General features: G+C 33.9%; 10 protein-coding genes and 3 pseudogenes. 7 read left to right on the top strand and 6 right to left on the bottom strand.

The genetic code is table 11. The features are described 5' to 3' along the window. A pseudogene (locus LI951_RS13185) lies at positions 1 to 254 on the top strand (IS5/IS1182 family transposase); the annotation flags it as partial. Positions 255 to 512: 258 nt separating this feature from the next. Here LI951_RS13185 and LI951_RS13180 read toward each other — a convergent pair. After that, a pseudogene (locus LI951_RS13180) lies at positions 513 to 814 on the bottom strand (transposase zinc-binding domain-containing protein); the annotation flags it as partial. Between the two features lie 662 nt (positions 815 to 1,476). Here LI951_RS13180 and LI951_RS13175 point away from each other — a divergent pair. From LI951_RS13175 to LI951_RS15275, 5 genes and pseudogenes are all read left to right on the top strand, one after another. Next, positions 1,477 to 1,992, top strand: coding sequence for a hypothetical protein (locus LI951_RS13175; RefSeq protein ID WP_229442490.1), 516 nt, complete (start codon positions 1,477 to 1,479; stop codon positions 1,990 to 1,992). Positions 1,993 to 1,997: 5 nt separating this feature from the next. Further along, entirely contained in the window at positions 1,998 to 3,011 is a 1,014-nt protein-coding gene (locus LI951_RS13170) for a radical SAM protein (protein WP_229442489.1), read from the top strand. 1 nt (position 3,012) lies between these two features. After that, a complete protein-coding gene (locus LI951_RS13165) occupies positions 3,013 to 3,813 on the top strand; it encodes a PqqD family protein (RefSeq protein WP_229442488.1) in 801 nt (266 codons plus the stop codon). Next, positions 3,810 to 5,477, top strand: coding sequence for an ABC transporter transmembrane domain-containing protein (locus LI951_RS13160; RefSeq protein WP_229442487.1), 1,668 nt, complete (start codon positions 3,810 to 3,812; stop codon positions 5,475 to 5,477). The genes LI951_RS13165 and LI951_RS13160 overlap by 4 nt, the downstream gene beginning before the upstream one ends. Positions 5,478 to 6,090: 613 nt before the next feature. After that, a pseudogene (locus LI951_RS15275) lies at positions 6,091 to 7,479 on the top strand (transposase); the annotation flags it as partial. Positions 7,480 to 7,833: 354 nt separating this feature from the next. Here LI951_RS15275 and LI951_RS13145 read toward each other — a convergent pair. The 5 genes from LI951_RS13145 to LI951_RS13125 form a co-directional block, all read right to left on the bottom strand. Next, positions 7,834 to 8,805: a sugar-binding transcriptional regulator gene (locus tag LI951_RS13145; protein WP_229442484.1), complete on the bottom strand. Its 972-nt coding sequence runs from the start codon at positions 8,803 to 8,805 to the stop codon at positions 7,834 to 7,836. Positions 8,806 to 8,981: 176 nt separating this feature from the next. Further along, on the bottom strand, positions 8,982 to 9,569 hold the full coding sequence (locus LI951_RS13140) for a helix-turn-helix transcriptional regulator (protein ID WP_229442483.1): 588 nt from the start codon (positions 9,567 to 9,569) through the stop codon (positions 8,982 to 8,984). Between the two features lie 200 nt (positions 9,570 to 9,769). Next, complete coding sequence (locus LI951_RS13135) at positions 9,770 to 10,546, bottom strand: ABC transporter permease (protein WP_229442482.1); 777 nt, start codon at positions 10,544 to 10,546, stop codon at positions 9,770 to 9,772. Next, positions 10,543 to 11,451, bottom strand: a complete 909-nt coding sequence (locus LI951_RS13130; RefSeq protein WP_229442481.1) for an ABC transporter ATP-binding protein — start codon at positions 11,449 to 11,451, stop codon at positions 10,543 to 10,545. Before LI951_RS13130 ends, LI951_RS13135 begins: the two co-directional genes overlap by 4 nt. Beyond that, the gene (locus LI951_RS13125) at positions 11,451 to 11,651 is read right to left on the bottom strand and encodes a PLDc N-terminal domain-containing protein (RefSeq protein ID WP_202067713.1); all 201 of its coding nucleotides are present in this window, start codon (positions 11,649 to 11,651) and stop codon (positions 11,451 to 11,453) included. The genes LI951_RS13130 and LI951_RS13125 overlap by 1 nt, the downstream gene beginning before the upstream one ends. Positions 11,652 to 11,863: 212 nt before the next feature. On the opposite strand from LI951_RS13125, the gene LI951_RS13120 reads away from it, so the two are divergent. Beyond that, positions 11,864 to 12,394, top strand: coding sequence for an AAA family ATPase (locus LI951_RS13120; RefSeq protein WP_229442480.1), 531 nt, complete (start codon positions 11,864 to 11,866; stop codon positions 12,392 to 12,394). The last annotated feature ends 16 nt before the right edge of the window (positions 12,395 to 12,410 follow it).

Here is a 12,410-nt window from a genome sequence, read left to right as displayed (position 1 = left end):
TAAAGGCTCAATTGGCGTTCCATCGTTTCCACTTACGAGGGAAACAAGGGGCGAAGATTGACATTGGCTTGGCACTAATGGCACTAAATTTGAGGAAATTGGGAAAATATATGGAGAGGAAGACACGTAAAAAAGAAAGAACACGCTCGATTTTGATGATTATTGCCAAAATCGAGCGTGTTTTCTTTTTGAGGACGGACTATTGTCCCAGACTCACTCGATTGTATGATTTAACATTTATTGAATATTACTGATGCTAAATTCTACTCTAAGAGCATTTTGGTAGTATCCTGGATACATCTATCTGTCACATTGTTCACAGATAAACTACAGTGGATTGTACGTATCAAAAGCTACATCGGTATCATCTAGAAATTCCACAACATCCTTCGGGATTGCCTCGTGCTCACCACAGGTTAGACATATAAAGTTTACGCTGCCGTTCCCATGAATTCCTTAGTGTGGTTATCTTTCGCATATTTGACTACTAGACGCCCATTTTTGCGCACACTAATCGTAAAAATCACCTGTCGATGCGTAACGCAAACGGATCGTTTGCCACTACTTCTGTCCGACTTTCGCCTGTTGCACAAGTCGGATAGAACTTGCCTTTACATCGAAGCGGTACAAACTTGACTTGATGACCTCCCTCACAAACGAATAAACGATAGCCTTTTCTGATATCCCCACACTCACAAAATTCGTTCACTTCTGTTTTGATAATCGGTCGAATTTTCCGGTTATGTTCCTCCTGGAATTTGTCCCAATTATGATAGTCATCAAAAAAGATAACTTGAAGAACATTCACTTTCATACTTCTATTTTACCCAATTTCAAACAAAATAAGTATCCACGCGCAGTATGCGTGGTTTTAACGAAGAATCTGTTCTTATTGAGAATTTTTTGAAAACTAACTATGTCTTATAGATAAAACTCTATTAAGTTGTTTTAATTTATTTTTTTGTAAAAAATGCATTGTAAAACGGTTTTCAAAATGTTAGAATAAATTACAAGTAGTTAAACAATGATAAGTAAATATTTAAATGTAAAATATTATATTTTTTATCATTGTAGTAATGTGTGACTCTTTAATTGTGATCTTTTTAACATATTCAAGTAATGAATAAATTTCACTGTTCATAAACAATTATTTTATACAAAAAATAATTGTGCTTTATATACACTGAGTGTTAGTCATAAATAAATGACTTGACAATAAAAAAGAAAGGATGGAATTAAGGATGAATGAGAATGTGTATTCTTCACCAAAAATGAGTAACTACAACGGAAGTGGTGTAGCTCCAACTTCTGGAACTGCCCTGTTACTAGTATTAGTTCTTGTCGTTGCGGTAACTTATGGTCTTTGGGTTTCGCCACCTCCTGGAGTACCAAACTATGCATAGACCTAACTAAAATCAAAAAGGAATACTGTCTTATACAGAATTCCTTTTTAATTTATCAAGGAGGAAGTTTAATATGAAGAAAAGAAGAACAGAACATTTAAATGAAGAAAATTTATTAGAAATATTTGATTGCTATTCAGATTTTTTTAAAAACAATAATAAAAAATATACTAAGAAAGAATTTTTCGATGATTTTAGTAAGATAAATTTATCTTCAAAAACTAGCGTAAGAAATGGTATATATAATTTTTTCGATGAATTTTATGTAGAAAAAAATGAATTTGGACAAATAAACAAGGTTGTCAACTTCCACGTTACTAAAGATAAAACATCATCAATTTATTTAAGTTATCTAAAAATAAATAATAAAGATAATTGTTTTCTATCAAAATTATTTAAAGACTTTTCTAAAGAACAGAATTTCATTAAAAACATTTTCAAATGTAAGGTTATTTTAAATATTAATGAAAAGTATTATAAATACTGGAAAAAATATTTCCTTTCAATGAATTTTAATAGCGAAGGAGTAAAGGGAGAACGTGAGATACTATCCATCTCCATCTTAAATAGTAACGATATGAAAGGATGATATAAATGATTTCTTCAGGACCGGTTTCTATAACCATAGATATAACTAATCGATGTAATTTAAAATGCTTACACTGCTATAATAGTAGCGGTGAAGGAAATTTTTCTGATGAATTGACTGATATTGAGCTTGAAAAGTTATTCAACGATATTGTAAAAATTAAACCTTACAATGTCTGTTTCTGTGGTGGGGAAACATTGATAAGAAAGGATATAGTGAAAAAATATACAAAACTATTTACAAAAAATAATATAGCTTGTTCCGTGGTGACTAATGGTTTTTATCTTACATCAGATTTGCTAGATGAGTTAGTAAATGCTGGAATAAATAATATTCAAATTAGTTTAGATGGAGCTGAACAATCTCACAATGAACTTAGACAGCATCCACATGCGTATAAAAAGGCTGTACAAGCACTCGAACTATTAAAAAAATATAATAATTTGTATTCCGGCATAGCATTCTCTCCTACAGCCTGGAATATAAATGACTTTGAGCATGTGATGCACATTGCTGAAAAGACTAACTGTAATGAAGTGCGTCTGCAGGAATTAATGCCAATTGGTAGAGCAAATCAGAATATTAGTATTTTACCCTCTCAAGAGCAATATAGAACTCTAAGGAGACAGGTACTTATAAAAGAACGAGATTACATTGAAGGAAAGAGCAACGTAAAATTGGATTGGGGAGATCCCTTGGAACATCTCTTTTTTTATACAGATGAGAAAAAAGATGATGGGGCGTTTACAGAAATGATATCAATTCTATCTGATGGAAGCCTGACTCCTTCAGTTTATTTACCTATTACATTTGGAAATATAAAAAAATATCCACTACAGAAATACTGGGATTCTGGTTTGAATAGGATTTGGAATAGTAAAATAATTGATGATTTAGTTAACAAATTTGATTCTATTCAAAATATGCAGTTGTCTCAGCAAGCAATCAGGGACCTTAATATAGTCAACAGCACATACGATATAGTCGAAAATTTTCAGGAAAGTGTAAGGAGAGTATGATATGAATACTTTAATAGAGTTCCTACCAAAGATTGTTGAGAATTTTTTCGTATATAGAAGGTCTGAACCTGATGGAGGGGAAACTATAAAGGTCGGTTCAGCTACATTTCCTACAAAATTAATTAATAAGCAGTTTACTGAAATATTAAACCTTTGTAATGGAGAAACTTCAATTTTAGAAATGATAGAAATTCAATCTGTAAGATATCCTTCTATTTCACGAGAAACAATCCAGGCAGATGTTATTCATGTTGTTCAAATTTTGACAGAGATGGGTGCACTCTCTAATAATCCGAATCCATTTTTTCAGAAAATAGAACTGTTAACGCAAGATAATTGCTTAGTTGTAAATAGTCCTTACTCACACTATTTACAATTGAGAAAATTTATTGAAAAAATCGAAGCAATTGAGCACTACAAGAATCCAAGTTCAAGCACTAGCTTGTTATCTTCACTATCCATAGGTCGCTGTTTTCCTGATTCTATTAAAGGGTATTATTTCCACATTTTGAAGGATGAACAGTTGGTTGGAGTCATTATTTGGGGAAGTATGATTCCAACTATATATACTTTAGAGTATGTCAGCTTTTTGGAAAATTTTGAGTATTCAATTGAATCATGCATAACTACTTCTGTTAAACTGTTGGATAATTTGATGGAAACTAAAAATCACTATTCAATGCAGTTCGATAATTCAAAACAATTTGAGTCATTTTATAATTTGTTTAAGAATAAAAATACCACTATACTTTCTCAAGAACTTGAAGATCACAGAGATATTTTAGAGGTAAGCTTATTGTGATTAATTTTGAATTAAAAGAAAAGAAAAAGAACCTGTTCTTTGTATTTATTAGAAATAACTTAAAGATCTTTTTGATAACAACATTTGTAATAGTGTTATACGCAGTTTTAGCTATTCCTACCCCTTACCTTTCTAGATATTTGATAGATGATGTTTTTATAAAACAAAAATTTGATTCCTTACTTCTCATTATTTCTATATTTGGAATATTGATATTAAGTCAAATAATTATTGGAAGGTTATCAGCAAAATTTAAAGCTAGTTTCTTTAAAAAATTTCTTATAAGTACACAATTGAAAATCCATGATTCTTATATCAACAACTTTGGGATACCTAAAGTAAGTCCTCATAAACTGCAGACAATTGTTAGTAGTGATGCAGAATTATTATGTTCGAATTATCTTCAAATTGTAGAAATATTTTTTTCAAGTGGGATATATTTCCTAGGTTATATAATTATTTTATTAATAATAAATGCCAAATTATTTTTGATCACAATTTTTTTTGTTCCGGTGTATATATTATGGACATTTTTTTACACAAAGAGAATACAAAAATATGTTGGTAAAAGTCAATTTTCCAAAGAAAGCATTACTAAAAACTTATTATCTTTAACCACTAACTATATTCCTATAAAAATTTTTAATTATATCAAGCCAAAAACCGACATATTTTTAAATAATGTAAATGAAAATGGAACTAACACTGAAAAATTAATTAATTATCAAAATATTGTGAATATAGTAGCAAATTTAATTATAGTTCTTGCAACTTTTATACCTCTATTTTTAGGTGTTTTCTTTATAAATTCAGGAGAACTTACTTTGGGTGAGTTAATAGCTTTTAACAGCTATTCTGTACAATTATTTTCCCCATTAACATCAATTATTGGATTAATATCAACAATTAAGATTACGGAAGTTTACGAAAATAGGATACAAACTTTTTTGGAGGAATTAGAATCCTATAATAGGCACTATTCTCTAGATTATGATGATACAGAGAAACTTCTAAGTATATTAAATTACAAGCTATATTCTAAGAATGATCTACTTCTTGACATACCTTCGCTAACATTTAGAAAAGGAGACTTTATAAAAATATCTGGTGAAAATGGATCAGGTAAAAGTCTATTTTTGAAATCCCTATCAAATTTATATAGTGGATTTTCAGGGAATATATATATAGAAAACTTGAATGTAAGAAGTTTATATCAAGAAAACTTGAAAGAAAATATTGTTTTTGTTGATAATTCACACCAATTTCCATTAGAAACCATTGGAGATGAATTAAACAATAAAATTATGAATCAGCAAGAAATTTTAAAAATCCTAGATATCGTATCTTTGCGTGAAAAAATTAATGGACCTCAAGCAGGATTATTAATGAAGAACTCTGTAATAACGAAGACTTTTAGTAACGGGGAACTACAAAGATACAGAATAGCTAGAGCACTATCAAGAAATCCTAAATTGTTGATAGTGGATGAGGTGTTTTCAAACATAGATATATTTCTCTCAGTTAATATAATGAAAATGATAAAATCTCAGTTCCCTAATATGACGGTATTTTTTGTAGAGCATAAGACTACAGAAGAAATGGAATTTGATCAAGAGTATGTCATAATTAACAAACATTTAATTGAAGTTGGAAAGGAGGACTAAACCTTGTTATATGTATTGATAGCTGGAGAAATTTTAGGGTTAATACTATTCTTTTTTTCGGCAAATAAACAATTTGTAATTGGTCTAAGATCACTCGCCTATTTAATATATGGTTATCGAGTATGGTCATATTCCAACAAATTAGGAGGGGGATTCCTCATTTTTTTAAGCTCAAGCTATTTAGTATTATATCTTTTTTTTCATAATAACTTCATGCCTTTATTTAAGAGTTACATTGTATTTACTTTCTTATCAATTCTATTGTCTGATTTGTTGTCAATATATAATTATAGAAGAAAGAATCAAGTATAAATTTGTAACTTCTCATACAAAATGATTTTTTTCGATTGTTTTTTTATTTCTATATAATATTTTTTTTACAAACAATATTAATATTTGCATTCACTATGTCGAGTTCACAAATTACCATCAAAACCTAATATCATCACTTTGTTACGCACCTCCGTAACGGTCGGAGCCTGGGACATAAGTAAAAAATAGAAGACGGCAACGAATCCAGAAAAATGAATTTGTTGCCATTTTTGTCTATCAAAAAAAGAACACTCTTGCTAAAATGAAAGTACCTACCCAATCAAATCAGAGGAGTGTTCTTATATTTAAAAATTATAACACAAATCAACTCATTTTGCCTTTAAATTTGGAACTAACTTGGGATAAACAAGATATTATTTTCGCTATTCATCAACTGGTTGAAAGCATTCCAGAAGAAGCCTTTGGCTCTTTCTCTCATACACAAGGTGCCGCTTCTTATCCTCCACAGATGATACTGAAACTCATTCTTTGTGCCTTTACACAATCGGTTTTCTCGGGATGAAAGATTGAAGCACTTATTCAAGACAGTCTTCGTATAATGTCGTTGGCTCAAGGATATCGCCCAAGCTATCGCACACCATCAATCGCTTCCGTGTTCATCCTGACATTCAAGAACTGTTAAAAGAATGCTTTGTTCAATTCAGAAACCACTTGATTTCTGAACAACTAATCGATCAGGAAGCAATTTTTATTGATGGGACAAAAATTAAAGTCCATGCCAACAAGTTTACTTTTGTTTGGCGAAAATCAGTCGAGCAATACCAGACTCAGTTGGAAGAAAAGTCCCGGGCTTCTTATCAAAACCTGTTAGAAAAAGAAATCATCCCAGCGATCCGAAAAGAATCTGAAGAACTGCTTACGAAAAAAGAGGTGACCAACATCGTTCAACAGCTCGAACGAGTGATAAATGAGCAGACGATAGCGATTGAACAAGAGCCGACAGGCTCTAAACGAAAACAATTACGTAGCTTGAGAAAAGAACCAAAACTGTTTCTCAAACACTTTCACTCTCATCAGGAACGAATAAAAAAATATGCTACTCACTATGCTCTTTTAGGTGATCGCAATAGATACTCGAACACTTCACCCTTTTCTAACCACTTTACAGGAACGATTCTTCGATTTACCACTATACCTTGTTGCCGGAGGTAGTGAGGAAAATTATCAGACAATCACAGAGGAGTTCAAGCGAACCCCTTTAGTTACTTATGGAATGTATGAAAAAGTATAAAAACAATCCATTTCATCCAGATAACTGGCCCTATGATGAATCATTGGATTCTTATATGTGTCCGGAACAACGAACCGTCGTTTTTCGTAATCAAGGGCTTCGTCGGGATCGATATGGATTTACTCGTACTATCCGTTTTTATCAATGTGAAACTTGTCTGGATTGTTCGGTACGCGTCCAATGTACAAAAGCAAAATCAACTCATGCTCGAGTTATTCAAAAAAATCGAAAGTGGTTGTCCTATAAAGGACAAATGAAGCAGTTACTTTCAGAGGAAAAGACTGGAGCCATTTATCGTCGCAGAAAAATAGATGTAAAACCTGCCTTCGGATTTTTGAAAACTATTTTGGGGTTCACACGTCTTTCAGTCAGAGGAAAGGAGCAAGTAAAGAATGAGTTGGGCTTGCCTTACTGACAGTTAACTTAAGAAAACTGACAGTTTCCCAAAGGGAAGCAACTCTAAAGAAAGAGAACAATAGAAAAAAAGAAAGAATCAGCCTGTTTTTTCTACAGGTAATGATTCTTTCTTTTTTGGCTTTTAGAACTTATATCCCAGGCTCTTTCATTATGGCTCACATTGTTCCAATAGATATTTATGATGATTTGAATACTGCCAGCTAATTCAACGTTAAACAGCCGTTTTTGCTGTGAGTCAGATAATTCGTGCTCATTCCCTCAGACTCGTTCAAACTGTGTGGCAACTGCAGTAATATTTCTTGAAAAATTGTTGCTCTGGCTAATTCTTCATTTCCATTTCAGTATTCGTTCTTAGACTGCTCAAACACACTTCATTTAATCGCTCAAAAATGCTGTATCTTTATCAAAACGCAAAACTTCGAGTATGGTTTCCTGATCTGTCACCAAAGAGTGAATATATCCTCTCTTTAGCATCGCCAAAATAGCCCTTGCCTTGGCTTTCCCTCTGGCAATTCCTATTGCATTTGGAACTTTTGCAAGCTCTGTTAGATCCAAACCAATCGTGCGTTCATAAAGACTTCCGGTCAGAATTTTCCCATCTCGATCAAAAAAGCGGCAGCAGCAATCCCCAATCGCCTCTCTAAGTTTCAACTCTTCAATATCCTCTTCTGTCAGTAAATCCCTCCACTGACTTTTTTTTAAGCTAAGCGGTCCGCCGATGCCGACAATAGCCGTATCCAAGTGCTGCCAATAGGCTTTCAACTCTTCAAAATATTTTGACTCAAAAATTCCATTTTTCAGTTTTTTTGTTTCCTGAACAACTGTAGCATTTACAAAAACACTTTTACCGTTAAATTTTCTAGCCAGCTCATAGACAAGTGTATTGACATGAAACTGCGAATTGATATGACTTGGTCCTCCGACAATCGGAACAACTGTGGTATTTTCAACGCGTCTGTTCTCAATACAGCTGATTGCATTCCCTAATGTGGCTCCCCAGGAAACACCAATTATCGTATTCGCTTCGATATTCCTCTTAATAAAATAGCCTGCTGCCTGAGACAACCGTCTATCCTTTTCTTCATTCGTATCTCCTTGCTCCATTGGAACCAGCTCAAGCTGCTTTAATTGATATTTTCGTTTCACATACTGTTCCAAAGAAAAAATCTCTGAATTTATCCCTTCGATTTGTATCTTTACAATTCCTTCTGTCTGAGCCAGCTTTAACATTCGGCTAATCGTTGTTCGATAGATGTTCAGTTCCTTTGAAATTTCATTCTGTGTCTTTTCTTCTACATAATAAAGATACGCAATCTTTGCCAATAATTTTTTCTTTTCTTCCTGCATTACTGTCACCCGCCTGCTCATCTCTTTAGATGCCATTAATATACCATAAAACAAACAGCAGAAAATACTTTTTTATCAGCAGAAAAAAACAGCTAAATTTTTCTCATCCATTATTTTTTGATTTTGAGTAAAAAAAAGATTTATCCAGTCAATTTCTGTGGATAAACCTTTTTTATTTATTGTCCCGGCAGAAAGCTTCTGTCAGACCAGCTGGAAATAACCGCCCACATGATCGCAGCAAAAATTACTGCATACAAAAACAGCCCTATTGGATTTCTAGGATTAAGCGCCCAGCCGACACCCAAACTTTTTGGTACAACCAGAGGTGAATGCCAGCCGCTGTTTAAACTGTCCTTCGGAATCACAATAAAATATCTTGCTGTTGTCAGAACATAAAGCACCCCAATAAGAATAACCGGAATCCACGCAGCAGAAAAATGAAGCTGATCCAGAATACCCAGAAATACGAGCAGCAGAATTATTCCGATCAACACCGTATCCAATCGCTTCTTTGTTTTTAATCTCTGTAATGCTGCAGCATCTTCATTCATTTTTTTCATCAAGTACTCATCTCCTTTAAGTAGTACATCCAAAGAAAGTTCGTAATAGTCGCTGATTTGAATGATTGTAGGAATATCCGAATAATTCCTGCCAACCTCCCAATTAGAAATCGTCTGTCTTGATACATGAAGCTGATCAGCAACTTCCTGTTGAGTCAACCTCAGCTGCTCACGATGACTTTTTAATTGTTTTCCCAGTGACATTTCTTAGTTCCCCTCTCAATTCAAACTTAAAGAATAAACAGATAAATAACAAGCTAATCTTACTTGCAATTCTTAAAATTAGCAAGCTCGAATCTCAAGCATGCTGATAAATAAAGCTTTATAAAGGAAAAGACAGTTGATTTTTTTCAACTGTCCGTTTATAAAATGATGTGCTATAAAAGTATTTCATACAGACTATTTTAGTAGATTGGAATCTGTTTAAAGCGAAATAACGCTGCTGTTGTTACAAGAATGCAAATAGCCAATGTGACTAAAAGCGCCCCCTGTACCTGACTGAATTGGATACCTGCATTTATACCTTCTGCACTGACATCCATCAGTCGCATGGGGTTAATTTTTGCCAGCTCTGAAGAAATGTTCATAACAAATAATAGAATCAGCGCAAGAAATCCTGAAAGTAAGCCGCCTAATGTTTTTGGCAATAAAACCTGACCTAAATTACTGATCAAAATAAACAGCAGACCAAACAGCCATAGCTGGAACAAATAGAACAGCAGCGTTGACATCGGTTGATTTTCTCCCGGGAACAGCACGATATTATAGACATAATTAACCATAAAGGATACTGCCAGTCCAAGAAACCAAAGACAGGCTTGATATATTACCTTTGCCAGCATCGCAGCATTCCTGCTGATTCCTTTTGTTACCAAAAAAATCAAAGTACCGTTAGTCAGTTCCTTACCTAAAGAATTTCCAAAGGTAATAACAAAAATAATTAACGTCATCTGGCTGTGATTCTTAAAAAACTGCAGCCAGCTGTCCGCAACGGTTGGTGTTGGCAGTTCAATGAGCAGCGCTGTGTCTCCTGTTCCCAATGATTTAATCAATTCAGGAAGCAGTTTGGCGAGTGCCGGGCTTAACAATCCAAAAAGAAGAAAAATAATACCCATAATGAAAAACCGATACGTACGGAAAGCATCGACAGCTTCTTTCTTTACTAAAATTAGGCAGCTCATCTTTTGGTCACCTCCATAAAAATTGCTTCCAGCGAAGGTTCCAGCTGCTGAAAGAGTTTGGGAATGATGGCATTAGCTGCAAAATAATCCATAAATATTCTGCCGGCTTCGGAGATATTTTCCGTGTACACAGTTAAAACCTCTTCTCCTTCTATTCTGAAATGGTCAATAAACGATTCATAAAACTGTTTTTTGTTGCTGCTGTTCTCAAAATCAATAATAAAACCATTGGTATGATAGCTCTTCTTAATCTCTTCCAAACTTCCTGAACACTGAATTTCGCCTTTATGAAGAATGGCAATCTGATCACTGACTTTTTCCACATCTTCAAGAATATGACTGGAAAACAATATGGTTGTTTCTTTTTTTAGAGATACCATTAGATCTAAAACCTCTTTTCTGCCCAACGGGTCCAGAGCTGAAGTGGGTTCATCACAAATAATCAGTTTTGGACGATTCAGCAAGGCCTGTGCCAAACCAAGCCGTTGTTTCATTCCTCGAGAAAAATTGCTGATTCTTCGTTTTCCGCTGTTCAAATTTACCAGATTTAAAAGCTCCTCTACTCGATTGTCCAGCTCCTCTTTTTTTATTCCTGTCAATTGACCTACCAGCTTTAAATACTCTGTTGCAGAATAGAAAGAGTAAAAGGCTGGGACATCCGGTAAATAACCAATTTCTCTATTAGTTGCCTGATTGTTATAAACAACTTTCTGCCCACAAACAACCACTTCTCCCGATGTTGCAGGAAGTAAACCTAAAATAATATTCATTGTTGTAGTTTTCCCAGCCCCATTCTCTCCCACAAAGCCATAGATTTCGTGCTCAGGAACTTGAATGCTGACATCTTTCAACACCTGATCTTTACCAAAATCCTTTTGAATACTTTTTACTTCCAGAATATTCATCACTCTTCTCCTTTTCCAATCAGAAAGTATGCAATCGGACCGATAATTTGGAAAAATAATACCAGAATACTCCAGATCCAGACATTCCCAAACCGATAATTCCGATGCTTGATAACATGTATCAGAGCAACAATACTCAGCGTTAAGGAAACAACCAGATAAGGTGCCAAATAAGGTAAATAGTTCATTAGTTCATCCATTGTTACTCGCTCCTTTATACTGCTTGTATTATACACTATAATGCAAACGATATAAAGGAGCCATAGAAAGTTAGGCTGAAAAAAGTTCTGTTTAAACATAGGATTTTCGGTTAATGATATACCATCATCAAGCACTATAGGTAAAGTGGTATACTTTTTGTGATGGCTTTGTCATCACAAACTCAACAATCAGACAAAGAAAGGAAAAACACATGATTATTTGGATAAACGGTGCCTTCGGTTCCGGAAAAACAACGATTGCAGAACTGCTTAACAAAGCAATCAAAAAATCTTGCATTTACGATCCGGAAAACATCGGTATTTTCTTTATGAAAAATCTTCCACGAGAAATTCAGCTGGATGATTTTCAGGATTATCCCGAGTGGCGGCAGTGGAATCTTCATCTGCTCCTTAAGCTGGCGACAGAATATGATGGTGATATTATTGTCCCCATGACATTGTACAGAGAAGATTATTTTAGTGAAGTTATTGGCGGGTTGAAAAAATCCGGAATCAGAATGGAACATTTTCAACTGGATGTCTCAAAAAAAGAGCTCATTCGTCGACTTGAAGTTCGGGAAAAAGATAATCCAGCAAATTTAGAATGGGGAAAATTAGCTGTTGATAAAATTCTGGAGGCTTTCTGCCAGACCGATATCTCTGAAAAAATTATCAATGAACACAGAAATCCAGATGAAATTGTAAAGGAGATATTGGAGAAAACAGCTGATACAACAAACTGATTTTATAACTATGCGC

This window comes from Enterococcus sp. BWT-B8, assembly GCF_020567625.1.
Lineage (GTDB): Bacteria > Bacillota > Bacilli > Lactobacillales > Enterococcaceae > Enterococcus_L.
This window is presented reverse-complemented; position numbering and strand designations above follow the sequence as displayed.

Coding starts and splice junctions, on each gene's coding strand:
- LI951_RS13175 (WP_229442490.1), top strand. CDS start 1,477: ATGAAGAAAAGAAGAACAGAACATTTAAATGAAGAAAATTTATTAGAA.
- LI951_RS13170 (WP_229442489.1), top strand. CDS start 1,998: ATGATTTCTTCAGGACCGGTTTCTATAACCATAGATATAACTAATCGA.
- LI951_RS13165 (WP_229442488.1), top strand. CDS start 3,013: ATGAATACTTTAATAGAGTTCCTACCAAAGATTGTTGAGAATTTTTTC.
- LI951_RS13145 (WP_229442484.1), bottom strand. CDS start 8,805: ATGCAGGAAGAAAAGAAAAAATTATTGGCAAAGATTGCGTATCTTTAT.
- LI951_RS13140 (WP_229442483.1), bottom strand. CDS start 9,569: ATGTCACTGGGAAAACAATTAAAAAGTCATCGTGAGCAGCTGAGGTTG.
- LI951_RS13135 (WP_229442482.1), bottom strand. CDS start 10,546: ATGAGCTGCCTAATTTTAGTAAAGAAAGAAGCTGTCGATGCTTTCCGT.
- LI951_RS13130 (WP_229442481.1), bottom strand. CDS start 11,451: ATGAATATTCTGGAAGTAAAAAGTATTCAAAAGGATTTTGGTAAAGAT.
- LI951_RS13125 (WP_202067713.1), bottom strand. CDS start 11,651: ATGGATGAACTAATGAACTATTTACCTTATTTGGCACCTTATCTGGTT.
- LI951_RS13120 (WP_229442480.1), top strand. CDS start 11,864: ATGATTATTTGGATAAACGGTGCCTTCGGTTCCGGAAAAACAACGATT.